Here is a 26,006-nt window from a genome sequence, read left to right as displayed (position 1 = left end):
CGTCCTGGATCAGTATTCTTAGAAGTTCACGCCGAAGCTGAGGGCGACGAAGTCGCGGTCATCCACGGTGCTGTACTTGCCGTCGAAGAAGTTGGTGTACGACAGGCTCGCCGTGTAGGTGTTCTGGTACTCGGCGTCCAGGCCCAGGCTGACGGCCTTGCGGCCTTCTTCGAAGTTGGCGCCAGGGCCGGGCGAGTAGCCGGAAACGTCATGCGACCAGGCCACGCTGGGCTTGAGGTTGACCCCGGCGAAGACGTCGTTGTAGTCCCAGATGACCCGGCCGCGGTAACCCCAGGAAGTGCTGGTGGTGTAGCCGTCGTTCTCGCACTTGCGATTCAGGTTGGTGGTCGATGCACCGGCACCCGCGCCTGCGATGGTGCTGGCGTTGAGCGCCTGGCAGGTGTCCGCGCCACCTGTGGCCGGCAGTGGGCCGGGGCCGAATACCGGGTCGCGGCCGTAGCGGGTTTCGTGGGCGTTTTCCAGGCCGCCGACATGGGTAACCCCCACCTCGCCCACCACGGTCATGCGGCTGGCGCCCATCACCTGGTCGAAGAAGTGCGTCAGGGTGGTCTGGAACTGGGTGATTTCCTTGCGGCGGTAGCCGTGCAGGTCCTGGCCAGGGGTACCGGAGAGCAGCGAAGCGTTGCTCAGGGCGCCACCAATCGGGCGTACACCGGAGAACAGGATGTCGGTGGTATTGAGCTGCACAGGCGCGTTGGGGCGGTAGCTGACTTCACCACTCCAGGCGGTACCGGTAGGCAGCGTGGTGGAGAAGCTCAGGCCGTACAGGCGGATGTCCTCAGGGTACTCGACGAAGTACTCGGAGTTACCGGCCACGATCAGCGGTGCCAGCGCGCGCAACTGTGCCGGCAGGGCACTCAGGCCAGCGAACACGGAGGGCGGGGCACCGGTGGCGCTGAAGATCGGCGCACGGCTGTGGTAGTTCATGAAGTAGGCACCGAACTCGGTGTCCAGCGGGTCGAACATGTAGCGCAGCGCCACACCGAACTGGCCGCTGTCACGCGCATCACGGTCGGCCCCGCGGCGCACCATCACGCCTTCCTCGTTGATGTTAACGCCCTGGGTGGCGAGGAACTGCTGGGCCGCGCCCGGTACTGTGCGGCTGCTGTTGAGCACGCGCAGGTTGTCGGTACAGCCGTCGGCAATGATGTCCGGCTGCGAGAAGAACGTGCCGCAGTTGTCGACGACGGTCTGGTCCCATTCGATCTGGTAGAAGGCCTCGGCCGACAGGTTGTCGGTCAGGCTCTGGGAGATGTAGAACATGTTGACCGGGATCAGGCCTTCCTTGATCTCGGCCCCAGGGCGGCGGAACGCGGACACGTCGATCGGGTTGATCGAGTTGATACCACCGCCGATGAAGGTACTCTCACCCCAACTGACAACCTGCTTGCCAAGGCGCACCGAGCCTGGCATGTCGCCAATCGAATAGTTGTGGTAGACGAACGCATCGAGCAGTTCGGCGCCGGACGACTTGGCGCCTTCCTTGCGGTTGGAGTCGCTGATGTCCTTGAACTGGCGGCTTTCGTCCTTGAGCTCGAAGTCATACCAGTACTTGCCACGCACGAACACCCCGGTGTCGCCGTACTTGAGCTCCAGGTCGTGGATGCCCTTGAAGATCTTGGAGAAGGTCTCGCCACGCTTGAAGTTGAGGTGGCCGTCATCGGAGGTCTGCGACAGCCCCTTGCCGCCATTGTTGACCCCGATCAGGTTCTTGTTCGGGCTGGCGGTCGACCAGCTGGCGCCAACGGAGAGCGACGAGTCGAACTGCCCTTCGATTTCACCTATGTTGAAACTGACAGCGAAAGCAGGACTTGCGAGCGTGGAAGCAAGGCTGACGGCCAAGGGCAACTTGGCCCGGCGCCAGAACAGGTTTGCAGATTTCATCGACGCTACTCCATGTACTTTTTTGTTATGGCAGTGAGTCCTTTCAGAAACGGTCCGTGGGACCGGTGTGCAGGTTTGCACCTGCGGCAACACGGCTTGCGCGTGTCGCCCTCCCCCATTCCTGAAAATCTCCTGGCCTCGACTATAGCCAGCAAGGCACAGGCGCTTGATCCCTCTAAAGTGTGATTTGCGCTCCGTGCCGCCAACTCGCTACGAGGTTTTTCGGGTTACGTGCTGGCCGTGCTGAAGCATGGCGCATTTTTCCTGTTTGGCAAGGCGCCGAGCTCTCTAGCCTGCGGGTCGTGTTCTGTCGCCCACGACCCGCACGGGGTTTACAGGGTAGAAAGGAACGCACTGTTACTGGCCTGCCACTGGACGATGTCCTGGCGGATGCGTTTCTTGTCGAGTTTGCCGACACTGGTCTTGGGAATTTCAGTAACAACGGCGATCTGGCTTGGAATCGCCCATTTATTGATGTGCCCTTCTTCGACAAAAGGCTTGAGGTGGTCCTTGAGTGACTTGGCATCGATGGCCTGCCCATCACGTACCACCAACAGGGCAAACGGCCGCTCGCCCCACTGCGGGTCGGCGATCCCCACCACCGCCACTTCGCGCACGGCCGAATGACGGCTGATCAAGTCTTCGAGGTCGAGCGAGGATATCCACTCCCCGCCGGTCTTGATCACATCTTTGATGCGATCGCGGATATCGATGTAGCCCATGCCGTCGAGGGTCGCGACATCACCGGTGTGCAGCCAGCCGCCCTGCCACAGCTCCTCGCTCTTTTGCGCCTCCTTGAAGTAACCCATGGTCAGCCAGGGCGCGCGCAGCACCAGTTCGCCCTGGGTCTCGCCATCGGCCGGGAGGAAATTGCCCTCGCCGTCGACGATCGCCGCCTCGACCAACGGCACCGGCACACCGGCCTTGATCCGGTAGGTGACACGCTCGTCCTCGCTGCCCGCCTGTAGCTCATCGTTCAGGTGCGCTGCCGAGATCAGCGGGCAGGTCTCGGACATGCCGTACGCGGCAGTCAGCTGGATGCCACGCGCCAGGGCCGCCTGATACAGCGAGCGGTTGAGCGCGCTGCCGCCAATGATGATCTTCCAGCCTGCGAAGTCCTGGCCCTGGGCGGTCGGGCAATTGAGCAACATCTGCAGGATGGTCGGCACGCAATGGGAGAAGGTGACCTGCTCTTCACGCCACAGCTTGACCAGCATGTCCGGCTCGTAACGCCCCGGGTACACCTGCTTCATGCCCAGCATGGTGGCGGCGTATGGGATGCCCCAGGCATGCACGTGGAACATCGGGGTAATGGGCATGTACACATCATCGCTGCCAAGCAGGCGCACACTGTCGATACTGCCAGTGACCGACGTTTCGGCCAGGGTATGCAGCACCAGCTGGCGATGGGTGAAGTACACCCCTTTGGGGTTGCCGGTGGTGCCGGTGGTGTAGAAGGTGGTGGCCACCGAGTTTTCGTCGAAATCCGGGAAGTCATAGCGCGGGCTGGCGGCGGCGAGCAACTGCTCGTACTCGCCGACCAGATTGGGCAGCTCGGCGGTCTTGTCCGGGCCGTCGGTCAGCAGCAAGGTCTTGTCGACGGTGGTCAACTGCCCGGCAATCGCTTGGTAAAGGCCGACGAAGTCGCTGTTGACCAACACCACGCGGTCTTCGGCGTGGTTCATGGTGTAGAGGATTTGTTCTGGCGACAGGCGCACGTTGATGGTGTGCACCACCGCGCCGATCATCGGGATGGCGAACATGCATTCCAGGTAGCGATGGCTGTCCCAGTCCATCACCGCCACCGTGTCACCGGCCTTGACCCCGGCCTCAGTCAGCACATTGGCCAGGCGCGCGATACGCTCGTTGAGCTGTGGATAAGTCAGGCGCAGCTGATCGCGATAGACGATCTCGCGGGTTTTCTCGTAGCGGCTGCCGGACATCAGCAGGCGTTTGATCAGCAGGGGGTAGGCGTAGGCGCCTTCGGCGGGTTTGATGATGCGGGTCTGCAACATGGGTATCCCTTTTCTGAAAAACGGGCCGGACAAGTCTGGATCTACTGTAGTAGCTGAATGTGACGGTCAAATCAGCCGAAGGAATGATTTGGACCGGCAAGGTATGAGTGGCAGGCGTTGACGCGCGGTAACCGCGGGCTAGACACTGCGCTCAACCGCTTCGAACAGTGCCCCGAAGTTGATGGCCCATTTCCCGTCCTGCCACCGGAGAACCCCATGCCCAGCCCGCGTCGCGCCGTGTTTCTCGATCACCAGTCACTGGACTTGGGTGACCTCGACCTGTCCCCTTTGCGGGGCCAGTTCGACGCATTCGAGCTGTTTGCCGCCACCCGTCCGGAGCAGGTTGCCGAACGCCTGCAGGGCGCCGTTGCGGTAATCAGCAACAAGGTCATGCTGGATGCCGCGACCCTTGCGGCCAACCCGCAGCTCAAGCTGATCCTGGTGGCCGCCACCGGCACCAACAATGTCGACCTGGCGGCGGCCCGCGCCCAAGGCATCACCGTGTGCAACTGCCAGGGCTACGGCACGCCGTCGGTGGCCCAGCATACCCTCGCCCTGCTGCTGGCCTTGGCCACGCGGCTGTGCGACTACAACCAGGCAGTGGCCGACGGCCAGTGGGCCAAGGCCAGCCAGTTCTGCCTGCTGGACTTCCCCATCGTCGAGCTGGAGGGCAAGACCCTCGGCCTGCTCGGCCATGGCGAACTGGGCGGCGCAGTGGCGCGCCTGGCCGAAGCCTTCGGCATGCGCGTCTTGAGCGGGCAGATCCCCGGCCGCCCGGAGCGCGCCGACCGCATGCCCCTGGAAGACCTGCTGCCGCAAGTGGACGCACTGACCTTGCATTGCCCGCTGAACGAGCATACCCGGCACATGATCGGAGCCCGTGAGCTGGCCTTGCTCAAGCCCGGCGCCCTGGTGGTGAATACCGCACGGGGTGGCTTGATCGACGAGCAGGCCTTGGCCGACGCCCTGCGCCAAGGCCACCTGGGTGGCGCCGCTACTGACGTGCTGAGCGTCGAGCCACCGGTCAACGGCAACCCGCTGCTGGCAGGCGATATCCCGCGGCTGATCATCACCCCGCACAGTGCCTGGGGCGCAGTGGAGTCGCGCCAGCGCATCGTCGGCCAGCTCAGCGAGAATGCCCAGGCCTATTTCGCCGGTCAGCCACGCCGCGTGGTCAGCTGAGCGCAGCGTTAGCCTCTGCTACACTGCGCGACTTTTTTTACAGGAGGCGTCGTCCATGGACCCGCGCAGTGAAGTGTTGCTCCGCCAGGCGGACCTGTTCCAAGGCCCGCTGCTGCTCGCCGGCGCGCCCGCCGACGACCTGCTCGGCCACCTGCCCATGGCCCATGGCTGGACCTGGCATGCCGGTGACCAGGCCATGCTCGAGGGCCGCTTCGCTGGCCGTAGCCATTACGGTGTCGAAGCCCCCCCAGTGGCCTTCGACAGCGCTGTGCTGTTCCTGCCCAAGTCCCGCGAGCTGGCCGCCTACCTGCTCAACGCCCTGGCCTCGCGCCTGGCCGGGCGCGAGCTGTACCTGGTCGGCGAGAAACGCGGCGGCATCGAAGGCGCGGCGAAGCAACTGCAGGCCTTTGGCAAACCGCGCAAGCTCGACAGCGCCCGGCATTGCCAGTTGTGGCAGGTGACCGTTGACCACGCGCCAGCGGCCACGCCGCTGGAAAGCCTGGCCGAGCGCTTCGAACTCGACCTCGAGGATGGCCCACTGCAGGTAGTCAGCCTGCCGGGCGTGTTCAGCCACGGCCGCCTCGACCGCGGCAGCGCCCTGCTGCTCAAGCACCTGGATGGCCTGCCAAGCGGGCATGTGCTGGACTTCGGTTGCGGTGCCGGGGTGCTGGGCGCCACGGTGAAACGCCGCTACCCGCAAAGCCGGCTGACCCTGCTCGACGTGGACGCGTTTGCCGTGGCAGCCAGCCGCCTGACATTGGCCGCCAACGGCCTGGAAGGTGAAGTGATCAGCGGTGATGGCATCGACGCGGCCCCTGCCGACCTGAGCGTGATCCTGAGCAATCCGCCGTTTCATACCGGCGTGCACACCAATTACCAGGCTTCAGAGAATTTGCTGAAAAAATCTGGCGTTCATCTGCGAAAAGGCGGCGAAATGCGCCTTGTTGCCAATAGCTTCCTGCGCTACCAGCCACTGATCGAAGGGGCCTTGGGTAACTGCCAGGTACGCGCCGAGGCGGACGGTTTCCGGATCTACCAGGCAACACGCGGTTAAAAACAGCGCTTGCCGAAACCGCTTCGGCTAGGCAGAATCCGCACCGTCCTAGGGGAGTAGTCTCCCGCGAGCACCCAGCTCGCCCGGCACGCGTCAACATACTTGGCCCACAGGCCATGGCGCGTGCGACCCACTATGCAGAGCCTGCATAGAGAGATCCGCACAGACGGATCCGCGGTTTGACAAGACCTATGACACGCACACCTTACCCGGGGCGGGAAGGCTGTACGTGTCATAGCCGTGTCGACCCGCCCCCGTAGGAAACCTGATGCTGGAATCCCTGCTGGTCCCCACCGCCATCGTTGCCCTCGCCGAAATCGGTGACAAGACGCAACTGCTCGCGCTCATTCTCGCCGCTCGCTTCCGCAAGCCTTGGCCGATCATCGCCGGCATCATCGCCGCTACCCTGGCCAACCATGCCGCCGCGGGCGCCGTGGGTGCGTGGGTCGGCGGGTTCTTCAGCGACTCGGCGCTGCACTGGATCCTGGCCGCCAGCTTCACTGCCACGGCGCTGTGGACACTGGTGCCGGACAAGATGGATGACGATGAAAACCCGGCGCGCCGCTTCGGCCCGTTCCTCACCACGCTGATTGCGTTTTTCCTGGCCGAGATTGGCGACAAGACCCAGGTGGCGACAGTCATGCTTGCCGCGCAATACCCGCACCTGATCATGGTCATCATCGGCACCACGCTGGGCATGCTGATTGCCAACGTGCCGGTGGTATTGGCGGGTAACTTTGCGGCAGACAAACTGCCGTTGACCCTGATTCGCCGACTGGCGGCTACCGCGTTCGCCGTGCTGGCGGTGGTGGCGGTGTATTCGGCGATGAAGGCCAGTGGCTGGGTGGGCTGATAGTCGCTGGGCAGGCTGACCTGTAGGAGCAGCCTTGCGCTGCGATGAGGCCAGTGACAGCACAGTAGACCTTCGGCGCTGTCACCGGCCTCTTCGCAGCACAAGGCTGCTCCTACAGGTGACGCAGATTACTTCTTGGCAGCCTGATACAGCGGCATCACCTTCGGAATCGCTGCCTGCAACGAGGCAATACGGCTTTCGGACGCCGGGTGAGTGCTCATGAACTCAGGCGGCGCGCCTTCGGAAGCCTTGCTCATCTTGTTCCACAAGGTGATCGCGGCATTCGGGTCGTAACCGGCACGTGCCGACAGCTCCAGGCCGATCAGGTCCGCCTCGTTCTCATTGGCACGGCTGTTGGGCAAGGTCATGGCGTAGTTCACTACGGTATCGGCCATGGCCATGCTGCTTTGGCCCAGGCCGAAGATGGCACCCGCACCCTGACGGGCCATTTCCACGCCATAGGCCTTGGACATGGCTTCGCGGCTGTGCTCACGCAGGGCGTGGGCGATCTCGTGACCGACCACCGCAGCAATCTCGGCATCGGTCAGCTTGAGTTGGTCGATCAGGCCGGTGTACACGATGATCTTGCCGCCAGGGCCACAGTTGGCGTTGAGCTCGTCGCTCTTGATCACGTTGACTTCCCAGTTCCACTGGGCGGCATCCGGGCGAAACTTCGGCGCCTGGGCGATCAACCGGTCAGCGATGACTTGCACGCGCTTGGCATCGGCACTGGACTTGTCCAGCACGCCCTTGTTCGACGCCTCACCGAGGGTCTGCTGGTAGGACTGGGCGTACATCTGGTTGACCTCATCGGTCGAGAGCATGCTGAACATGTACTGCTTGCGCTCGACACCGACGGCTCCGCCGCTGGTGGTATTCACCGCCTGGCAGCCTGCCAGCAGGATACCGGCACTCAACACACTGACAACAAATGACTTACGCATGGAAACACTCCCTTTTACATGCGGCGTATCCTAGGCTTAGTCGCCTGGACCCGCCATAGCCGCAGGGAAGAATTTTACCGCCTGCACGGCCGCGCGTTCTGGCCGGCGTCAGGCCGGCGTCAGGCACTCCGGTGCATCCAGTTTCGGGTCGTTGACAAAGTTTGCCAATGCCCGCTCACGCAGCGTAGCCGGAGGGCTGGCGAGCAGTTCCTGCAGGCGTGTGATCGGTGTATCAGGGGCCAGCCAGGCCGCCTGCCCCGCCTCGTCCAGAATCAACGGCCGGCGCTGGTTCATGGCTGCCTGGGTCACCACTGCGCAGCTCAGCCAAACCTGGTCCTGCACCGGATAGGCCTCCCACACCGCCGCAAAATACAGTGACGACCCCTCCCCCGGGGTCAGCCAATAGGGGCGTTTGCGTACCGTACCGCGCCATTCATAAAAGCCATTGGCCGGCATCAGGCAGCGGCGCTGGCGAAACGCTTCGCGGAACATCGGCTGTTCGGCAAGGGTTTCTGCTCGGGCATGGGCAGGCGTGCGGGAAAGGTCAGTGAGCCAGGCTGGCGTCAGGCCCCAGCGTGCCTTGGCCAAGCCATGCTCGCCGTCGACCTGGCGCTGGATCAACACCGACGCACCGGGCGAGATATTCCATTGTGCCGGCTGGCCGACGGGAAAGCCCGGCAGACTGGCAAGGGCCTGGGGCCAGCGAAACAGGGCGTAACGTCCACACATGGGCGAATCTTTTACCTAGCAGATCAAGGTACCGGGATAGCTCTCCGGTTCGTCACCAACCAGTGGCTGGGCATCATTGTACGCATCGATCAGCTGCCGTGCGTACTCGGCCTGCTCGTCGGGCACGGCAAGCCCCAGCAAACCCTGCATCGGCAGCTCACCGGCAGCACCCACCAGGTCGCGGCCGACCAGGTGCACCGAGATGCCCTCACTGGCCAGCATGCCCACCAGCATTTCAGCCTCCAGCAGGCTTTCCGGTTCGTAGATCCGTTGCATCAGGCATCGTCCTCGCGTCTGACTTCGAGCATCCATTCGTCACCGTGCACCTGCAGGATGAACACCACTGGCTGGCAACAGACCTGGCAATCCTCGGTATAGACCTGGTCGCCACTGGAGATATCGACAGTGGTTTCCACCCGTTCGCCACAATACGGGCAATCATAGAAGTCAGTTTCCAGCATCGCGGCCTCCACGGTGACTTATGCGTATAATTGCCGGTCTGATTACAGGGCCTGTGCGTGTTCGAGCCGTTTTTCGAACCCCGTCCCTACCTATTACCCTAGCCGTTTCCAACAAGAGAGCATGATGGGCGAATTCGATGCCATCCGACCGTACGACGACGCTGAGGTCCCTGCCGTGTTGGCACGCCTGCTCAGCGACCCGGCATTCCTCGATATCCTCACCCACTTCCGCTTCCCGCGTGCTGCCGCCCCACTCGGCTGGCTGCTCAAGCCACTGATCGCCCGCCGCCTGCGCAAGGAATTCGCCGGCGTCACCTGCGTGTCGACCTTGCAGGACAAAGTCGAATACTACGTCGACCAGACCATCGAGCGCGCCACCGACGGCGTTACCTATTCGGGCGTCGAGCAACTCAAGGCCGGCACCGCGTACTTGTTCCTGGCCAACCACCGCGACATCGTCATGGACCCGGCCTTCGTCAACTACGCCGTGTACCACGCCGGCCTGCCGACCCCACGCATCGCCATCGGTGACAACCTGCTGCAAAAGCCCTTCGTCAGCGACATGATGCGCCTGAACAAGAGCTTCATTGTGCACCGCTCGCTCAGCGGTCGTCGCGAGAAGCTGGCGGCTTACCAACTGCTCTCGGCCTACATCAACCATTCGATCCGCAACGATGGCGCATCGATCTGGATCGCCCAGGCCGAAGGCCGCGCCAAGGACGGCGACGACCGTACCGACTCGGCGATCCTCAAGATGTTCCACATGAGCCGCAAGGACGAGCCGTTCGGCGCGGTCATCCAGAGCCTGAACCTGACGCCGGTTTCGATCAGCTACGAGTACGACCCCTGCGACCAGGCCAAGGCCCGCGAGCTGTACATCCGCGCCACCACCGGCACCTACAAGAAGGCGCCGGGCGAGGACGACAACAGCATCGCCAAGGGCATCACCGGCTACAAAGGCCGAGTGCACATCAACTTTGCCGCGCCGGTGACCGAGTACTTCGAGGACACGAAGCAGCTGGCAGCCGAAATCGACCGGCAGGTCCTCGGTGGCTACCGGTTGTTCCCGGTGCACTACCTGGCCTACGCGATGTGGGACGAGAAGGATGAGGCACTGCAAGTGCCGAGCGCCGAGAAGGTGTTCCCAGGCGAAGAGCTGGCGCGTGCCAAGGAAGAATGGCAGCGTCGCTTGGAAGCTTGCCCTGAAGAACAGCGGCCGTACCTGGTGTTGCAGTACGCAACGCCGGTGCGCAACCAGTACCAGGTCAAGCAGCAAACGCCAGTTGCCTGATCAACCCGGGGCTGCTTTGCAGCCCCAAGGTTTTACACCCAGGTACTGAACCAGGACAGCAGCAGCGCCATGGCCAGGCACGAAAAACCGAGAATATAGAAGTAACGCGGCACCCTCAGGTCAAACGCATCCACCACCCCCTCATCCACCGCCAGGCTTTCCCGCGTGACAGCCTCGCGCCGCCGTGCGCTGTGCAGCAGCATCCCGCCGGGGCACGTCATCAGCAACGCCAGCAGGTTGATCAGCTTGGTGGGATGGGCGGCGAGAAACCCCCAGAGCACTTGCAACGACATTACACAACCTCGGTTTGAAGGACGGCAAAGGCCGGCATTCTACCCAAGTCCGGCGTGGGCGCTCGGGCTCGGCGACAAAGTGTCACTAAATTTCATCTGTCACAGGTTCGTCATCAGAACAGGCCACGCTGTCGGCCTTTTCCCGATCCGGAGCTTGTTCATGCTGCACGCCGAAAACCAGGACCGCCTCTATCTCGTAGCCCAGAGCGACGAACAGCAGGCGTTGATCGACGGTTTTGCCATCAATGTGCAGGACCGCCAGTGGTTGGTCTATTGCGCGCTGGGTGGGCACGCGCATCAGGACTTGCCGGAGGTGGATGTGGCTACCGGTTTCAGCCTGCTGGACTTCCATATCCAGGCGGCCTGAAGCCCCCAAAAAAAACAAACCCGCTGCCTGTCAGCCAGGCAGCGGGTTTGTTTTAGCGGGGCTGAACGCTTATTCGCCCAGTACTTGCCCGATGGTCGGGTCTTTGAACAGGCGGGTCAGGGCGTCGCTCAGCACGTCGCTGACCAGCTTGGTGTTGGTTTCCTGGTTCGGCGCCATGCCGAAACGCTGGTCCAGCGAAGCACCGTAACGGCCGCTGTAACGGCGGTTGGCGTTGGCCACGTCGGCACGGAAGGTGGCACCGATGGTGGCCTCGGTCACGTACAGGTTGTCTTTTGGCGACTGGTACTTAAGCTCGGCCAGGGTCACGGTCAACTGCGGGGCATTGTAGGCATTCGCCGTCGGGGTGAAACCGAGCAGGCGCACAGCGGCTTCGGCCTGGGCCTGCAGCTTGGGCAGCACATCATTGCCACTGACACTGATGGTGCTGGTCTCGGGGTACATGCCACCGCGCGTGCCCAGGGACTGCGAAGCCCGGCCATCAACCACTTTGACCACCACCGGCTGACCGTGGCCGACAGGTGCGAGCTGGGCGGTGAGCTTGGGTTGCGGGCTGAGTTGTTGCGGGCTGTGGGCACATCCGACCAGGCTGAGGCTGGCCACCGCGATCAAACCGAACAACAGACGTTGCAACATGCGCGTTTCTCCAGAAAATGCGGCTAAGGCCCACAGTATACCCAGCCTCGCACAGGCCAGTCATCGCCAAGACCGCGCTGTCACAATCGTTTCATGCCCCCGCCGTTATCCTTGGCCCAGCCCTAACACACAGGACTCACCGCCATGGCCTCGCTCTGGACACTGCTCTTCCAACGCCCGCGCCACCTCGCCTATGCCTGCCTCGACGCCGAGGGCAAATGCCTGGCATTCAAGCACTGCAGCCAGCCACCCAGCGCCAGCGGCTGGGTCCAGGTGAATGAAGTGCAACTCGCCTGGCTGGGCCGCCAACTGCCCGCCAGCGCCCGGGTTTGCGCCCGCGCAAACAACCGTTGGCATCAGCGCAGCCTGCCGGCCTGACAAACGCTGCAATAAAAACCACGAATAACGACCTTTCTGCCCGCGACATCGCTATAATCTCCCCCCGATTATAAGGACGTCTCCTGATCGGGCCCCGCATTTGCCGCTTGACCCCGGCACCTTCACCGCTTCGCCCACAGAGAGCCTTCCACTCAGGTCTTGCATCGGCTGTCGTGCCTGCTTTTCCGGCCCTTCGCACTGCATGAACCTGTGGGTTGCCATCGCGCAGTCCCCTTTTGAGGTTCACGTCTCCAAAAGAGCGTGAAAAAACGGTTTTTCACAACTTCACGAGAGTGTGGCGAGCAAATGAACAGTCTGGCATGTGCAAAAGCGGCAGATGTGTCCCGAACAGCCCTGAACAGGCGGCAACTGCGCTCATCCCGGATGAGTGTCTGAGGCCGTTCCATAACGCACGCACGACACCTTGACCATAAGTCGAATTGCCGCACCCGTGGCAATCGGGGTTCAATACCCGAACCCGAAGACTGATTGGCGGTGTCCGCGGAAGTTGCAAGAACTGCGAAAAGTCGGACATGGCGATCCTGGCGAACCCAGGGATCCTATGCTGTCAATTAGGTAGCTGTAGATTGTGGAGACGCGTTAAATGGCGCAGAACGAATCGGTTGATGTAGTACTGGTAGGCGCGGGCATCATGAGTGCCACCCTGGCCGTACTGCTCAAGGAGCTCGACCCGACCCTCAAGCTGGAGGTCGTCGAGGCGATGGACTCCGGGGCCGCGGAAAGCTCCAACCCCTGGAACAACGCAGGTACCGGCCACGCTGGCCTGTGCGAGCTTAACTACACGCCCCAGGCCGCCGATGGCAGCATCGACATCAAGAAGGCCGTGCACATCAATACCCAGTTCGAGGTCTCGCGCCAGTTCTGGGCTTACCTGAGCAAGAAGGGTAACTTCGGCTCGGCGCGTGCCTTCATCAACCCTGTCCCGCACCTGAGCTACGTCGAAGGTGACAAGGGTGTTTCCTTCCTCAAGAAGCGCTTTGAACTGCTCAAGCAGCATCACGCCTTCTCCGAGATGGAATACACCGAAGACAAGGCCGTGATGAGCGACTGGATGCCGTTGATGATGCCCGGCCGCCCGGCCGACCAGCACATCGCCGCCACCCGCGTGGCGAAAGGCACCGACGTCAACTTCGGCGCACTGACCAACAAACTGCTCAAGCTGCTGGGCGACTCGCCCGACGCGCAGGTCAAGTACAGCAAGAAAGTCGTCGGCCTGCGCCGTAACGGCAGCGGCTGGACCGTGAGCATCAAGGACGTCAACAGCGGCGGCAGCCGTGAAGTCGACGCGCGCTTCGTGTTCCTCGGTGCCGGTGGCGCGGCCCTGCCGCTGCTGCAACTGTCGGGCATCCCCGAGAGTAAAGGCTTCGGCGGCTTCCCGGTCAGCGGCCAATGGCTGCGTTGCGACAACCCGGAAATCGTCAAACAGCACCAGGCCAAGGTTTACAGCCAGGCTGCGGTCGGCGCGCCACCGATGTCGGTGCCGCACCTGGACACCCGCGTGGTAGACGGCAAGACCTCGCTGCTGTTCGGCCCGTACGCAGGCTTTACCACCAAGTTCCTCAAGCATGGTTCGCTGATGGACCTGCCACTGTCGGTGCGCATGGGCAACATCGGCCCGATGCTGGCCGTGGCCCGCGACAACATGGACCTGACCAAGTACCTGGTCAGCGAAGTGATGCAGTCGATGGAACAGCGCCTGGAATCGCTGCGCCGCTTCTACCCGCAAGCCAAAGCCGAAGACTGGCGCCTGGAAGTGGCCGGCCAACGTGTGCAAATCATCAAGAAAGACCCGAAAAAGGGCGGCATTCTGCAGTTCGGTACCGAGCTGGTCTCGGCCCAGGATGGCAGCCTGGCCGCTCTGCTCGGCGCATCGCCGGGCGCTTCGGTAACCGTTTCGATCATGCTGGAACTGATCGAGCGTTGCTTCCCCGAGCAGGCCAAAGGTGCCTGGGCTGCCAAGCTCAAGGAAATCTTCCCCGCCCGCGAGAAGGTCCTGGCAACCGATGCCGCGCTGTACAACAAGATCAGTGCCGACAACGATGCCGCGCTGGAACTGGTGGAAGACAGCCCGGCCAAGCATTACGCCTGAGCTGGCTGAAACGAAAAAACGCCCCTCGGGGCGTTTTTTTGTGCCTGCGTTTTGGCCTGTGCCGGCCTCTTCATGGGCAAGCCCACACGTTTTTCACAGATCTTGAGAGCGGTGCAATACCTGTGGGAGCGGGCTTGCCCGCGAAGAGGCCAGTACAGGCCTAACAATCAGCCGCGGGCTTTATCGATGATCTCGATGTACTCAGGAGCATTGCGCTGGTCGGCGATCTGTTCGACGAAGGTCTTGCCGTGCTCGTCCTTGCCATCCAGGTCCAGGCCCGCTTCGACGAAGAAGCCGACGAAACGCTCGAAGTCGTCGACACGCAGGCCACGGTAAGCCTTGACCAGCTTGTGCAGCGACGGCGAAGTCACGCCATCGGCTGGCTCGAACTGAAGGAACGACTTGACGTAGTCGTCGCTGATTTCGTCACCGATTACCTGTTTCTTGTCTTTACGCATTGCCGACTCCAACTGGACCATCACGGAATTTCGAAGGCCGGCAGTTTACCCCCCGCAGGGCGCGCGCCTCAACGCGTACGTACGGTGCCGGTGTGCAGGTCGGCCCAGATATGCCCGTTGCCGTAGGTCAGAAACTGCACGTAGAGCGTTTCGTTGCGCAGCAGGTCCATGATCACGCGGTAATCACTGACCGGGTAGTTGAGGCTCAAGGTGCGGGTTTTCTCGTCATAAACCGGCTTTTTCAAGCTTTTGCCGGCTTCGCCATCGAAGGTCAGCAGCACCTGGGCGATGGTGGCGCCCTTGCTCAGCGGCTTGCCCTTTAGGCGCATTTGCAACGATGCGGTGATGGGGATTGGTTGCTGGTCGGACTGGCGCTGGGCACCGACCACCACTGCATAATCGGTCACTTGCAGCAGTTGCTGACCGGTCGGCGCTTCCTGGCGCAGGGACAGGTCGTCAGGCGGCAGAAACTGGCTGTGCAGCGGTGCGGCACAGATCGGCAGGCTGACCGCCAGCAGGAGGGGAAGAATCGCACGCATGTGAGGCTCCTTGGCTTGAACAGGCACTCTAGCATGCTGTGTTCAGCCTGTACCGGGAGCCCGCGATCAATCGAACTGGGCGCGCATCCAGGCCTGGTACTCGGCCACGCCGGCCTCGCCTTCACGCGGCGCCCAGTGGGCATGCTCGCCCTCGCCCACTGGCCGGTACGGCCCGGCCTTGCATTCGAAGAGGATGCTGTCCGGCTCCAGTACCACCAACCCGTGGTAGGTACCGGGCGCCAGGTCTACACCCAGGCAGTCGCCGCCGGCCTGCAGCACCCGCTTTTCAGTCACCGCACCGTGCTCATCGAAGATCAGCAGGCCAAGGCGCCCCTTGAGCACGATCAGTGCTTCGGCCTTGTCGTCGCTCAGGTGCCGATGGGGTGGGATGTAGGTCGTCGGCTGCAGCCCGACTGCCATGCGGTGGCAAGGCTCTTCCATCTCATGGAAGTTATGGTGCTGCCGCCCGCGAGGGTTGGCGGCAGCCTTCTGCGCCAGCTCGGCGAACAGCGATTGGTCGATGAACGCGGGCTGGCGCATGGTTACAGCCCCTTGACGGCGAAGATGCCGTTAGCGTTACGCCAGTAGCCCTTGTAGTCCATGCCATAGCCGAAGATGTAGCGATCGACGCAGGGCAGGCCGACGTAGTTGGCTTTAAGGTCCGGGCTGGCTTTGCGGTCGTGGTCCTTGTCGATCAGCACCGCGGTGTGCACCGAGCGCGCACCGGCGTGCTTGCAGAACTCGATGATGGCGCTGAGGGTGTGGCCTTCGTCGAGGATGTCGTCGACGATCAGCACGTCACGGTCGATGAACGAGACTTCTGGCTTGGCTTTCCAGAACAACTCGCCGCCGCTGGTCTGGTTGCGGTAGCGGGTGGCGTGCAGGTACGACGCTTCCAGCGGGAACTGCAGGTGGGTCAGCAGCTTGCCCGAGAAGATAAGGCCGCCGTTCATCACGCAGAAGACCACCGGGTTCTTGTCGTGCAGGTCTTTGCAGATCTGCTCGCCGACCTTGGCGATGGCCGCTTCGACTTCGGCTTCGGTGTACAGACAGTCTGCTTCGCGCATGACTTGACGGATGTGCTCGAGATCGGCGGGCATTGCGCTCTCCAGGGGGGGTATTTTGGAAAAGCGGGCAAAGGTACGCATCCGCTCGCCACAGATCAAGCATTTATGGACTAACGTCCAAAAGGACTACACGACAGCACAGGCTGAATAGATTAATCTAGCGCGGTTTTTTTGCCCGCCTTTCGGAGCCCCCCCTATGCCCACTCGTGAGATCCGCCATCCGCTGATCCGCCACAAGCTCGGCCTCATGCGCCGTGCCGACATCAGCACCAAGAATTTTCGCGAACTTGCCCAGGAAGTCGGCGCGCTTCTGACCTATGAAGCCACCCAGGACCTGCCACTGGAAACCTACGAGATCGACGGGTGGTGTGGCAAGGTGCAGGTCGAAAAAATCGCCGGCAAAAAGATTACCGTCGTCCCGATCCTGCGCGCCGGCATCGGCATGCTCGACGGCGTGCTCAGCCTGATTCCGGGTGCCAAGGTCAGTGCCGTCGGCGTCGCGCGCAACGAAGAAACCCTCGAAGCTCACACCTACCTGGAAAAGCTCGCGCCGGACATCAACCAGCGCCTGGCCCTGATCATCGACCCGATGCTGGCCACCGGCGCCTCGATGGTCGCCACCATCGACCTGCTGAAAAAAGCTGGCTGCAAAGAGATTCGTGCCATGGTGCTGGTCGCCGCACCCGAAGGCATCAATGTGGTGGAAAAAGCCCACCCGGATGTACAGATCTACACCGCTTCGATCGACCAGCGCCTGAACGAGCACGGCTACATCGTGCCGGGCCTGGGTGATGCCGGCGACAAGATCTTCGGCACCAAGCAAAAGGACGCCTGACCATGCAGGACGGCTTCAACGACCCGCTTTGGCGCCAGGTCGTTTCGGGCGCGCAGATGCTCTTTGTGGCATTTGGCGCGCTGGTGCTGATGCCACTGATCACCGGCCTCGACCCGAACGTCGCGCTGTTCACCGCCGGTATCGGCACGCTGCTGTTCCAGCTGGTCACCGGCCGTCAGGTCCCGGTGTTCCTGGCATCCAGCTTTGCCTTCATCACCCCGATCATCCTTGCCAAGGGCCAGTTCGGCCTGGCCGAAACCATGGGCGGCGTAATGGCCGCAGGCTTCGTCTACACCTTCATGGGGCTGATGGTAAAAATCAAAGGCACCGGTTTCATCGACCGCATGCTGCCGCCTGTGGTGATTGGCCCAGTGATCATCTCGATTGGCCTGGCCATGGCGCCCATCGCTGCCAACATGGCCATGGGCAAGGGCGGTGACGGTGCTGCGCTGATGCCTTACAAGACCGCCATGCTGATCTCGATGCCGGCACTGCTGACTACCTTGATCGTCGCGGTCTTCGGCAAGGGTATCTTCCGCCTGGTGCCGATCATCTCCGGCGTGCTGGTGGGCTTTGCCCTGGCGTTTGCCTTTGGCGTGGTCGACACGGCCAAGATTGCCGCTGCACCGTGGTTGGAGATCCCCAACTTCACCGCGCCGGCGTTCAACTGGCAGGCCATCCTGTTCATCGTGCCGGTAGCCCTGGCACCGGCGATCGAGCATATCGGTGGGGTGATTGCGGTGGGCAGCGTCACCGGGCGCGACTACCTGAAAAAGCCTGGCTTGCACCGCACCCTGCTGGGTGACGGCCTGGCGACCACGGCTGCCGGCCTGTTCGGTGGCCCACCCAACACCACCTATGCCGAAGTGACCGGCGCGGTGATGCTGACCAAGAACTACAACCCGAAGATCATGACCTGGGCGGCGGTGTTTGCTATTACCCTGGCCTTCATCGGCAAGTTCGGCGCGCTGCTGCAGAGCATTCCGGTACCGGTCATGGGCGGCATTCTGTGCCTGCTGTTCGGCTCGATTGCGGCGGTGGGCATGAACACCATGATCCGCCACAAGATCGATCTGGCCGAGGCGCGCAACCTGGTGATCGTTTCGGTGACCCTGGTGTTCGGTATTGGCGGCGTGTTGATCGGCAGCGGTGACGGCCCGGACGATTGGGGCCTGAAGGGCATCGCCCTGTGCGCCGTGGTGGCCATTGCCCTGAACCTGATCCTGCCGGGCAATGATGGCTGGAAGAACAAGAAGCTGGATGATCAGCTGCCTTGAGTGACACGGGCTCCTGCCGCAAAACGCCTCTTCTGTAGAAGCAGCCTAGTGCTGCGAACAGCCCGGTGACAACACATCAATCTTCTGTGTCATCACCGGCCTCTTTGCAGCACAAGGCCGCCCCCACAAGGGCGGACTCATTCAGGCTTTTTCGCACATCCCCGCCAGCACCTTCACCCACTCCGGGTGATCATTCAGGCACGGCACCAGCAGCAATTCCTCGCCCCCTGCCTCGATGAACTGTTCTTTGCCGCGATCGCCGATCTCTTCCAGCGTCTCGATGCAATCGGCAACGAACGCCGGGCACATCACTAGCAGCTTCTTCACCCCCGCCTTGGCCAACTCGTCCAGCCGCGTCTCGGTATAGGGTTCGATCCACTTGGCGCGCCCCAAGCGTGACTGGAACGACACCGACCACTTGCCATCCGGTATGCCCATTTTTTGTGCAAAGGCCTTGGCCGTGGCCAAACACTGCCCGCGATAACACACGGCGCGCATTTCGGCACTGGCGTCCTTGCAGCAATCGGCCGCCTGAAAATCATGCTTACCGGTGGGGTCGAGCTTTTTCAGGTGCCGCTCCGGCAGCCCATGAAAACTCAGCAACAGGTGGTCGTAATCCTGCTGCAGGTAAGGCTTGGCGCTGGCCACCAACGCCTCGATGTACTCGGGATGGTCGTAAAACGGCTGCAGCACGCGCATCTGCAACGGCAACTGGCGCTCGCTGACCGTCTGTTTGGCCAACGCCACCACGGTGGTCACCGTACTGTCGGCGAACTGTGGATAAAGCGGTGCCAGGGTGACCTTGCGCACGCCCTGAGCTGCCAGGCGCTCCAGCACTTCGGGCAACGCCGGCTGGCCGTAGCGCATGGCAATTTCTACCGGGCCATGGGGCCAGTGCTCGACCATCGCAGCCTGCAGGCGGCGGGTCAGCACCACCAGTGGCGAGCCTTCGTCCCACCAGATCGACGCGTAGGCGTGCGCCGACTGTTCCGGGCGCTTGATCAGAATCAACGACACCAGCAAGCGCCGCACCGGCCAAGGCAGGTCGATCACGTACGGGTCCATCAGGAACTGGTTGAGGTAACGGCGCACATCAGCCACCGAAGTGGAGGCCGGGGAACCCAGGTTCACCAGCAGCAGGGCGTGATCGGTCATGCAGCGTCCTATGTCAGAGGCGGCTGGACAAGTCGTCCAGGGCCGATTGCAGATCGTTGAAACGGAAAGTGAAACCTGCCGCCAGCAAGCGCACCGGGCGCGCCCGCTGGCCGCCGAGCAACAGCGTCGACAGCTCGCCGAGCCCGGCCTTCAGCAAAAGCGCAGGCACAGGCAGCAGCGCCGGCCGGTGCATCGCACGGCCCAGCCGCCTGGCGAACTCACGGTTGCGCACAGGCTCTGGGGCGCAGGCATTATAAGGACCGCTGGTGTCCTTATGCTGCAAGAGAAAATCAATCAGGGCGACCTGGTCGTCTATATGGATCCACGGCATCCACTGCCGACCATCGCCCAACGGCCCGCCCAGCCCGAGCTTGAAAGGCAACCGCAGGCGCGACAAAAAGCCGCCATCGCTGGCCAGTACCAACCCGGTGCGTACCAGCACCACGCGGATGCCTTGAGCTTGCGAACGCTGGGCAGTTTCTTCCCAGGCAATACACAACTGGCTGGCAAAATCTTCGCGCACCGGCTGGGACGCCTCGGTGAGTTCACGCTCACCGCCGTCCCCATACCAACCCACCGCAGAACCGGAAATCAGCACCTCAGGGCGCTGCTCACGCGCACCCAGCCACGCCAGCAGTTGCTCGGTGAGGGTGATACGGCTGGCCCACAACAGGTTGCGCCGGGCTCCGGTCCAAGGCCGGTCGGCGATCGGCGCACCCGCCAGGTTGATGACCGCGTCGAGGTGATCGTCCGCTTGCAGTTCGTCCAACTGGGCGATACCGCGCACCCCGCTACCGCACAGTTTGGGCACCTGCTCCGGTCGGCGGCTCCAGACCGTGAGGCGATGGCCCTGGCCGAGCCAGAACTGGCACAGGTGCTGGCCAATCAAGCCAGTGCCGCCTGTCAGCAATATATGCATGGCTGTGTCCTCGCAGAATGCGGCTGTGGTCTATTTTTAAGATCAAGGCACTTTTTTGACCCGACGCTCTCGGATAAACATAGGCCAACCTGCTCTATAAAGCGGAATAACCTTATACAAAAGTTGTGCATTGTACAGGTTTGCCTGACAGCGTAGTCTGCTCACAGCAAGGTTTGAAGAGGCCATCATGACAATACCTATTGCCATCATCGGTGCCGGTATCGCCGGTCTGTCCGCCGCCCAGGCGCTGCAAAAGGCCGGGCAATCCGTGCACCTGTTCGACAAAGGCCACGGCAGTGGCGGGCGCATGGCCAGCAAGCGCAGCGAGGCCGGCGCGCTGGACCTGGGCGCCCAGTACTTCACTGCCCGTGATCGGCGCTTCGTCGAACAGGTCCAGCAATGGGTAGCCGCCGGTTGGGCCGAGCAGTGGAAGCCGCAGCTGTACAACTACCGCGATGGCGAACTCACCCCCTCCCCAGACGAGCAAACACGCTGGGTCGGCGTGCCCCGCATGAGCGCCATTACCCGTGGCCTGCTCAAGGATGTGACCGTCAACTTTGGCTGCCGCATTGCTGAAGTGTTCCGCGGCAAACAGTACTGGCACCTGCAAGACACCGAAGGCTGCAGCCACGGCCCATTCAGCCGCGTGGTAATCGCCGTGCCGGCGCCACAGGCCACGCCGCTGCTGGCCTCGACCCCCAAACTCGCTGCGGTGGCCGCAGGCGTGCAGATGGAGCCCACCTGGGCGGTTGCCCTGGGCTTCCAGACCCCATTGGACACCCCGATGCAAGGCTGCTTCGTGCAGGACAACCCGCTCGACTGGCTGGCCCGCAACCGCAGCAAGCCAGGGCGGGACGAGCACCTCGATACCTGGGTGCTGCATGCCACGTCGAACTGGAGCCGGCAGCACATCGACCTGTCGAAGGAAGAGGTGATCGAGCAGTTATGGGGCGAGTTCGCCGAACTGGTCGGCTGCGTGGTACCGGCCCCCACCTTCGCCCTCGCCCACCGCTGGTTGTATGCACGCCCCACCAGCAACCACGAGTGGGGCGCCTTGGCCGATGCCGATCAAGGCCTGTATGCCTGTGGCGACTGGTGTTTGTCCGGGCGTGTCGAAGGCGCGTGGCTGAGCGGCCAGGAAGCGGCCCGACGGCTGCTGGAACACCTCGACTGAGCGGGCGCTGAACCTGTACAAAAAAACTTGTTTGCATAACTCCGTAGCTGTGCTGGAATAAACTTGTACAAATTTGATTTCACGTACAGGTTTTCCGGAGACAGCTATGCAAGCCGCCACCGCCCACAGCAAGCCTCGCATCGCGATCAGCGCCTGCCTGACCGGCCACAGTGTGCGCTACAACGGCGGGCACAAGGCCTCCGACCTGTGCCGCACACAACTGGAAGCGCATTTCGAATGGGTGCCCGTTTGCCCAGAAGTGGCTATCGGCCTCGGCGTACCGCGCGATCCTATCCGCCTGGTCGGCAACCCTGAGCAACCCGAAGTGGTCGGCACCCGCAACCCCGGCATGGACCTGACCGGCCCGCTGCGCACCTATGGCGAGCAGATGGCCGGCGAGCTCGATGATATCTGCGGCTACATCTTCATGCAGAAATCGCCCTCCTGCGGCCTGGAACGGGTCAAGGTCTACCAGGACAACGGCCACCCCGCCTTCCATGGCGGCCGCGGCGTTTATGCCCACGCTTTCTGCAGCCTGCGCCCGGACCTGCCGGTGGAAGAGGAAGGCCGCCTGCACGATGCCGTGCTGCGCGAAAACTTCATCAGCCGCGTGTACGCCTACGCCGATTGGCAGCGCCTGTTGGCCGAAGGCCTCAGCCGCGGCGCGCTGGTGCGCTTTCATGCGCGCTACAAGTACCTGTTGATGGCCAACAACCCCCAAGCCTACCGCACGCTGGGGCGGCTGCTCGGCACCATGAGCCGCGATGACGACCCACAGGAGATCGGGCCACGTTACTTCAGCGAGCTGATGCAAGCGCTGCGTCGCTGTGCCAGCCGTGGCACGCACTGCAACGTGCTGCAGCACCTGAGTGGCTACTTCAAAGATGCCCTGACCGCACAGGACAAAGCCGAATTGCAAACCCTCATCAGCCAGTACCAACAAGGCGTGGTGCCGCTGGTCGTGCCTCTGACCCTGCTCAAGCATCACCTGCGCAAACACCCAGACCCTTACCTGATGCAGCAAGCCTACCTGCAACCACACCCCGAGAGCCTGGGGCTTCGTAATGCCGTCTGAAAGCCTGCTGCCTATCGGCGAGCTCGCCCGCCGCACCGGCGTCAACCCCGTCACCCTGCGTGCCTGGGAACGTCGATACGGCCTGCTCAAGCCGCAACGCACCGCTAAAGGGCACCGGTTGTATTCCATCGAGCAGGTCGAACGGGTCGAAGCGATCCTGGCCTGGCTGCAGCGCGGCGCGTCGGTGGGCCAGGTGCGTGAGCTGCTCGACAAACCCACCAGCAGCGCCCCGCAAAGCGACTGGCAGGCCCGGCAGGCGCAGTTGATCGAGGCCATCGCCAACCTCTCGCAACGCGCACTCGACCAGCAACTCAACCAGGCCATGGCGCTGTACCCCGCCATCACCCTGTGCGAGCAACTGCTGCTGCCCCTGCTCGACAGCCTGGAGCTGCGCTGGCGCAACTATTTCAATGCCCGGCTTGAACAGGTGTTTTTCCATACCTGGCTGCGCAGCAAGCTCGGCGCCCGGGTGTACCACGACAACCAACTGCTACAAGGCCCAGCGGTGCTGCTGGCCGAAGACAGCGAGCAGGCCGTCGACCCCGCCTTGTGGCTATGCGCCTGGCTGCTGAGCAGCAATGGCATCCCTGTCGAAGTGCTGGAACAGCCGGTTGGCGGCCCGCAGCTGCAACGGGCGATCGCCGCACTGCAGCCGCGCGCCCTCCTGCTGCACCTGGGGCCGCGCATCGACAGCAAAGCCTTGCAGCGCCTGCTGCAAGGCATACCTGGGCCAAAACTGCTGGGCGGCGCCACGCTCGCCTTGCATGAGACCCACTTGAACGCCCTCGACCTTCCCGAGCTCTTCCTGTTCGATACCCCGCAGTCGGCATTGCGCGTGCTTCAAGGCAATGGCCGCCGGCCTGTAGAGATTAATGCACCATGCAACTGATCTGGCTGCGCAGCGACCTGCGCATCGACGACAACACCGCCTTGAGCGCAGCCTGCGAACGCGGCCCGACCCTAGCCCTGTGGCTGGTCAGCCCCGGCCAGTGGCAGGCGCATGACGACGCTGCCTGCAAAGTCGACTTCTGGCTGCGCAACCTGCGCACGCTGCGTCAGTCGCTGGAGGCCCTCAACATCCCGTTGCTGATCCGCACCATCGATACGTGGGATCAGGCGCCACAGGCCGTGTTGGACGCCTGCCGTCAGCACCGGGTCGAGGGCGTGCACTGGAACGACGAGTACGGCATCAACGAAGAGCGCCGCGACCAGGCTACGCGGGCACTGCTGGAACAGTCAGCGATCCAGGCGCACAGCTACCTCGACCAGTTGTTCTTCCGCCCAGGCACGGTCCTCACCCGCAGTGGTGACTACTTCCAGGTCTTCAGCCAGTTCAAGAAAAACTGCCTCGAACACTTGCACCGCAGCCTCCCGGCGTTAGCCCCTCGGGTTAAACCGCAGTCGCCCCTGAACATCGCCAGCGACCCCATACCCGAGCAAATAGAGGGTTTCGACACACCGCCGCGCACCTTGAGCGACCACTGGCCAGCAGGGGAAGCCGAGGCGCAGAGCCGCCTGACGCGCTTTCTTGATGAGGCGATTGACGACTACCATCACCTGCGCGACCTCCCCGCCAAGCCGGGCACCAGCCAGCTCTCGGCTTATCTGGCCGCTGGGGTGATCTCGCCCCGGCAATGCCTGCATGGCGCCCTCGCCTGCAACCGAGGCGAGTTCGACAGCGGCAGCACAGGCGTCCAAACCTGGATTAACGAGCTGCTGTGGCGAGAGTTTTACAAGCACATCCTGACGGGTTATCCACAGGTCTCGCGGCACCGCGCCTTCCGCACCCAGACCGAAGCCTTGCCATGGCGCGATGCGCCTGAAGACCTCGCGGCCTGGGAACAGGGGCGCACCGGCTTCCCGATCATCGATGCCGCCATGCGCCAGTTGCTGGACACCGGGTGGATGCACAACCGCCTGCGCATGATCGTCGCCATGTTTCTCAGCAAGAACCTGCTGATCGACTGGCGCAAAGGCGAGCGGCATTTCATGCGCCACCTGATAGACGGTGACCTGGCGGCCAACAACGGTGGCTGGCAATGGAGCGCGTCCACCGGGACCGATGCAGTGCCCTACTTCCGCATCTTCAATCCGGTTTCGCAGTCTCAGCGCTTCGACCCGCAAGGGCGATTCATTCGCCACTGGGTACCGGAATTGCAGGGCTTGGATGAGAAAGCCATTCATCAGCCCGTGAAGGTCGCGGATCTTTTTGCTACTAATTCGTATCACAATCCAATAGTCGATCTCGGCAGCAGTCGCCAGCGTGCATTGGAGGCCTTCAAAGGCCTTCCGCGCCGGCAGGATCAGGGGGCAGTATCGTGAACAGCGCTCGTAGTTTCTGGGTAACAGGGGCCAGTAACGGATTAGGGCTGGCATTGGTTGAGCGGTTACTCGAGCAAGGGCATCGGGTGGCCGCCAGTGGCAGGGAATGTGAGGCGCTGGATACGCTGAGCGAACGTTTCGCCCCGCAGTTGGTGCGGCTGCCGGGGGAGTTGCAGGTACTGGAACAGGCGGATGCAGCCAGTACATTGTTGCTGAATACTTGGGGTTCGGTGGATTGCCTGATCATCAATGCCGGCACCAGTGATTACCTGGCCGACGACGTGCCCGATGACGAGCTGTTCGAGGCCATCGCCAGCGGCAACCTGGTGGCCAGCGAACATTGCCTGGCCAGTGCCTTGCCGCTGCTGACGAAGGGTGATGCACCTCAGGTAATGGCCATCCTCAATCGCTACTCGGCCTCGCAGCTGTTTGCACCCACCCAGGTTGCCAGCGGCTTCAACAGCACTGCCCAGTGGTTTCGCGAGCAACGCCAGGTACTGGATAAGCTGCAGATCAGCTTGACGGTAGTGGGGCCGCAATCGTTGAAAACACCCGTGACAACGGCGCAAGCGATACCCGAGGCCTGGACGCCTGAAAGCGCTGCCGAGGAACTGTTGCAGCGGTTACCGCAACGCGAGCCGGAATTGGTGCTGGAGACGCTGGACCTGAGCAGCTTGTGGCCATTGCGGCCCTGATCTTGTAGGAGCAGCCTTGTGCTGCGAAGAGACCAGTGAAATCACAAAGAATCTCGGCTGATATCACCGGCCTCTTCGCAGCACAAGGCTGCTCCTACAAGGGTGCGGGGCAGCTTAGAGCGCCATGCGGTAATGCAGGCTGTAGCGCTCTACACCGTCGTTAGGTTGCTTGATGCCAGCATTGGAAGACGCAAGGTACAGGAAACGCTGGACCTGTAGGAGCAGCCTTGTGCTGCGAAGAGGCCGGTGAGACC

28 protein-coding genes, 1 pseudogene and 1 riboswitch are annotated in these 26,006 nt (G+C 62.6%); of the genes and pseudogenes, 14 read left to right on the top strand and 15 right to left on the bottom strand.

What is annotated here, in order from left to right; translation table 11 throughout:
• Positions 1–18 precede the first annotated feature (18 nt).
• Positions 19–1,905: a DUF1302 domain-containing protein gene (locus GIB19_RS22895; protein WP_027594444.1), complete on the bottom strand. Its 1,887-nt coding sequence runs from the start codon at positions 1,903–1,905 to the stop codon at positions 19–21.
• 332 nt (positions 1,906–2,237) lie between these two features.
• On the bottom strand, positions 2,238–3,920 hold the full coding sequence (locus tag GIB19_RS22890) for a fatty acid--CoA ligase (RefSeq protein ID WP_027594445.1): 1,683 nt from the start codon (positions 3,918–3,920) through the stop codon (positions 2,238–2,240).
• A gap of 216 nt (positions 3,921–4,136) precedes the next feature.
• Between GIB19_RS22890 and GIB19_RS22885 the strand changes: the two genes are divergently transcribed.
• The 3 genes from GIB19_RS22885 to GIB19_RS22875 all read left to right on the top strand — a co-directional run bounded on the left by GIB19_RS22885 (position 4,137) and on the right by GIB19_RS22875 (position 7,009).
• Positions 4,137–5,102 carry a 2-hydroxyacid dehydrogenase gene (locus tag GIB19_RS22885; protein WP_274888121.1) on the top strand — a complete coding sequence of 322 codons (966 nt, stop codon included), beginning with the start codon at positions 4,137–4,139 and terminating at the stop codon, positions 5,100–5,102.
• A 55-nt stretch (positions 5,103–5,157) separates the two neighbouring features.
• A complete protein-coding gene (locus tag GIB19_RS22880) occupies positions 5,158–6,156 on the top strand; it encodes a class I SAM-dependent methyltransferase (protein WP_186681749.1) in 999 nt (332 codons plus the stop codon).
• A gap of 39 nt (positions 6,157–6,195) precedes the next feature.
• Positions 6,196–6,315: riboswitch (yybP-ykoY riboswitch) on the top strand.
• 112 nt (positions 6,316–6,427) lie between these two features.
• A complete protein-coding gene (locus GIB19_RS22875; RefSeq protein ID WP_264313979.1) occupies positions 6,428–7,009 on the top strand; it encodes a TMEM165/GDT1 family protein in 582 nt (193 codons plus the stop codon).
• Positions 7,010–7,137: 128 nt separating this feature from the next.
• On the opposite strand, the gene GIB19_RS22870 is transcribed toward GIB19_RS22875, so the two are convergent.
• The 4 genes from GIB19_RS22870 to GIB19_RS22855 all read right to left on the bottom strand — a co-directional run bounded on the left by GIB19_RS22870 (position 7,138) and on the right by GIB19_RS22855 (position 9,143).
• Positions 7,138–7,953 (bottom strand): M48 family metallopeptidase, encoded by an 816-nt coding sequence (locus tag GIB19_RS22870; RefSeq protein ID WP_027594449.1) that lies wholly within the window; start codon positions 7,951–7,953, stop codon positions 7,138–7,140.
• 108 nt (positions 7,954–8,061) lie between these two features.
• The gene (locus tag GIB19_RS22865; RefSeq protein WP_274888119.1) at positions 8,062–8,682 is read right to left on the bottom strand and encodes an SOS response-associated peptidase; all 621 of its coding nucleotides are present in this window, start codon (positions 8,680–8,682) and stop codon (positions 8,062–8,064) included.
• 15 nt (positions 8,683–8,697) lie between these two features.
• Positions 8,698–8,958: a putative signal transducing protein gene (locus GIB19_RS22860; RefSeq protein WP_027594451.1), complete on the bottom strand. Its 261-nt coding sequence runs from the start codon at positions 8,956–8,958 to the stop codon at positions 8,698–8,700.
• Complete coding sequence (locus tag GIB19_RS22855; protein WP_027594452.1) at positions 8,958–9,143, bottom strand: CPXCG motif-containing cysteine-rich protein; 186 nt, start codon at positions 9,141–9,143, stop codon at positions 8,958–8,960. The genes GIB19_RS22860 and GIB19_RS22855 overlap by 1 nt, the downstream gene beginning before the upstream one ends.
• Before the next feature lie 121 nt (positions 9,144–9,264).
• Here GIB19_RS22855 and GIB19_RS22850 point away from each other — a divergent pair, with 121 nt between their 5' ends.
• Positions 9,265–10,434: a 1-acyl-sn-glycerol-3-phosphate acyltransferase gene (locus GIB19_RS22850; RefSeq protein ID WP_033694199.1), complete on the top strand. Its 1,170-nt coding sequence runs from the start codon at positions 9,265–9,267 to the stop codon at positions 10,432–10,434.
• Between the two features lie 32 nt (positions 10,435–10,466).
• Here the strand turns inward: GIB19_RS22850 and GIB19_RS22845 are convergent, their stop codons facing one another.
• The gene (locus GIB19_RS22845; protein ID WP_027594454.1) at positions 10,467–10,727 is read right to left on the bottom strand and encodes a hypothetical protein; all 261 of its coding nucleotides are present in this window, start codon (positions 10,725–10,727) and stop codon (positions 10,467–10,469) included.
• A 160-nt stretch (positions 10,728–10,887) separates the two neighbouring features.
• Here GIB19_RS22845 and GIB19_RS22840 point away from each other — a divergent pair, with 160 nt between their 5' ends.
• On the top strand, positions 10,888–11,094 hold the full coding sequence (locus tag GIB19_RS22840) for a hypothetical protein (protein WP_027594455.1): 207 nt from the start codon (positions 10,888–10,890) through the stop codon (positions 11,092–11,094).
• Positions 11,095–11,163: 69 nt separating this feature from the next.
• Here the strand turns inward: GIB19_RS22840 and GIB19_RS22835 are convergent, their stop codons facing one another.
• The gene (locus GIB19_RS22835; protein WP_085274100.1) at positions 11,164–11,748 is read right to left on the bottom strand and encodes a YajG family lipoprotein; all 585 of its coding nucleotides are present in this window, start codon (positions 11,746–11,748) and stop codon (positions 11,164–11,166) included.
• Between the two features lie 144 nt (positions 11,749–11,892).
• Here GIB19_RS22835 and GIB19_RS22830 point away from each other — a divergent pair, with 144 nt between their 5' ends.
• Positions 11,893–12,126, top strand: coding sequence for a hypothetical protein (locus GIB19_RS22830; RefSeq protein WP_265970033.1), 234 nt, complete (start codon positions 11,893–11,895; stop codon positions 12,124–12,126).
• A gap of 604 nt (positions 12,127–12,730) precedes the next feature.
• Positions 12,731–14,236 (top strand): malate dehydrogenase (quinone), encoded by a 1,506-nt coding sequence (mqo, locus tag GIB19_RS22825; protein WP_099452910.1) that lies wholly within the window; start codon positions 12,731–12,733, stop codon positions 14,234–14,236.
• Positions 14,237–14,403: 167 nt separating this feature from the next.
• Here the strand turns inward: mqo and GIB19_RS22820 are convergent, their stop codons facing one another.
• The 4 genes from GIB19_RS22820 to GIB19_RS22805 all read right to left on the bottom strand — a co-directional run bounded on the left by GIB19_RS22820 (position 14,404) and on the right by GIB19_RS22805 (position 16,333).
• Positions 14,404–14,694, bottom strand: coding sequence for a PA4642 family protein (locus GIB19_RS22820; RefSeq protein WP_103463250.1), 291 nt, complete (start codon positions 14,692–14,694; stop codon positions 14,404–14,406).
• A gap of 68 nt (positions 14,695–14,762) precedes the next feature.
• Positions 14,763–15,233 carry a hypothetical protein gene (locus GIB19_RS22815; protein ID WP_027594458.1) on the bottom strand — a complete coding sequence of 157 codons (471 nt, stop codon included), beginning with the start codon at positions 15,231–15,233 and terminating at the stop codon, positions 14,763–14,765.
• Between the two features lie 66 nt (positions 15,234–15,299).
• Complete coding sequence (locus GIB19_RS22810; protein WP_099428320.1) at positions 15,300–15,773, bottom strand: WbuC family cupin fold metalloprotein; 474 nt, start codon at positions 15,771–15,773, stop codon at positions 15,300–15,302.
• A 2-nt stretch (positions 15,774–15,775) separates the two neighbouring features.
• Positions 15,776–16,333, bottom strand: coding sequence for a hypoxanthine-guanine phosphoribosyltransferase (locus tag GIB19_RS22805; protein ID WP_027594460.1), 558 nt, complete (start codon positions 16,331–16,333; stop codon positions 15,776–15,778).
• 163 nt (positions 16,334–16,496) lie between these two features.
• Here GIB19_RS22805 and upp point away from each other — a divergent pair, with 163 nt between their 5' ends.
• Positions 16,497–17,135 carry a uracil phosphoribosyltransferase gene (upp, locus tag GIB19_RS22800; protein ID WP_027594461.1) on the top strand — a complete coding sequence of 213 codons (639 nt, stop codon included), beginning with the start codon at positions 16,497–16,499 and terminating at the stop codon, positions 17,133–17,135.
• A gap of 2 nt (positions 17,136–17,137) precedes the next feature.
• Complete coding sequence (locus tag GIB19_RS22795) at positions 17,138–18,412, top strand: uracil-xanthine permease family protein (RefSeq protein ID WP_027594462.1); 1,275 nt, start codon at positions 17,138–17,140, stop codon at positions 18,410–18,412.
• A gap of 141 nt (positions 18,413–18,553) precedes the next feature.
• Here the strand turns inward: GIB19_RS22795 and hemH are convergent, their stop codons facing one another.
• Both hemH and GIB19_RS22785 read right to left on the bottom strand, forming a co-directional pair.
• Positions 18,554–19,567, bottom strand: coding sequence for a ferrochelatase (gene hemH / locus GIB19_RS22790; RefSeq protein WP_099428319.1), 1,014 nt, complete (start codon positions 19,565–19,567; stop codon positions 18,554–18,556).
• A gap of 13 nt (positions 19,568–19,580) precedes the next feature.
• Positions 19,581–20,486 carry a TIGR01777 family oxidoreductase gene (locus GIB19_RS22785; RefSeq protein ID WP_027594464.1) on the bottom strand — a complete coding sequence of 302 codons (906 nt, stop codon included), beginning with the start codon at positions 20,484–20,486 and terminating at the stop codon, positions 19,581–19,583.
• Positions 20,487–20,673: 187 nt separating this feature from the next.
• Here GIB19_RS22785 and GIB19_RS22780 point away from each other — a divergent pair, with 187 nt between their 5' ends.
• From GIB19_RS22780 to GIB19_RS22760, 5 genes are all read left to right on the top strand, one after another.
• A complete protein-coding gene (locus tag GIB19_RS22780) occupies positions 20,674–21,660 on the top strand; it encodes an NAD(P)/FAD-dependent oxidoreductase (RefSeq protein WP_274888098.1) in 987 nt (328 codons plus the stop codon).
• Between the two features lie 106 nt (positions 21,661–21,766).
• Positions 21,767–22,735 carry a YbgA family protein gene (locus tag GIB19_RS22775; protein WP_274888096.1) on the top strand — a complete coding sequence of 323 codons (969 nt, stop codon included), beginning with the start codon at positions 21,767–21,769 and terminating at the stop codon, positions 22,733–22,735.
• Positions 22,725–23,624, top strand: coding sequence for a MerR family transcriptional regulator (locus tag GIB19_RS22770; RefSeq protein WP_274888095.1), 900 nt, complete (start codon positions 22,725–22,727; stop codon positions 23,622–23,624). Before GIB19_RS22775 ends, GIB19_RS22770 begins: the two co-directional genes overlap by 11 nt.
• A complete protein-coding gene (phrB, locus tag GIB19_RS22765; RefSeq protein WP_099428314.1) occupies positions 23,615–25,057 on the top strand; it encodes a deoxyribodipyrimidine photo-lyase in 1,443 nt (480 codons plus the stop codon). Before GIB19_RS22770 ends, phrB begins: the two co-directional genes overlap by 10 nt.
• A complete protein-coding gene (locus GIB19_RS22760) occupies positions 25,054–25,752 on the top strand; it encodes an SDR family NAD(P)-dependent oxidoreductase (RefSeq protein WP_172960339.1) in 699 nt (232 codons plus the stop codon). The genes phrB and GIB19_RS22760 overlap by 4 nt, the downstream gene beginning before the upstream one ends.
• A 114-nt stretch (positions 25,753–25,866) precedes the next feature.
• Here the strand turns inward: GIB19_RS22760 and GIB19_RS22755 are convergent.
• Positions 25,867–25,938: pseudogene (locus GIB19_RS22755) on the bottom strand (acyloxyacyl hydrolase); the annotation flags it as partial.
• Positions 25,939–26,006: the final 68 nt, after the last annotated feature.

Source organism: Pseudomonas sp. ITEM 17296, assembly GCF_028895205.1.
GTDB classification, from domain to species: Bacteria; Pseudomonadota; Gammaproteobacteria; order Pseudomonadales; family Pseudomonadaceae; genus Aquipseudomonas; species Aquipseudomonas kermanshahensis.
Note: the sequence above shows the minus strand (reverse complement) of the source record. Positions and strands in the feature narration are given on the sequence as shown.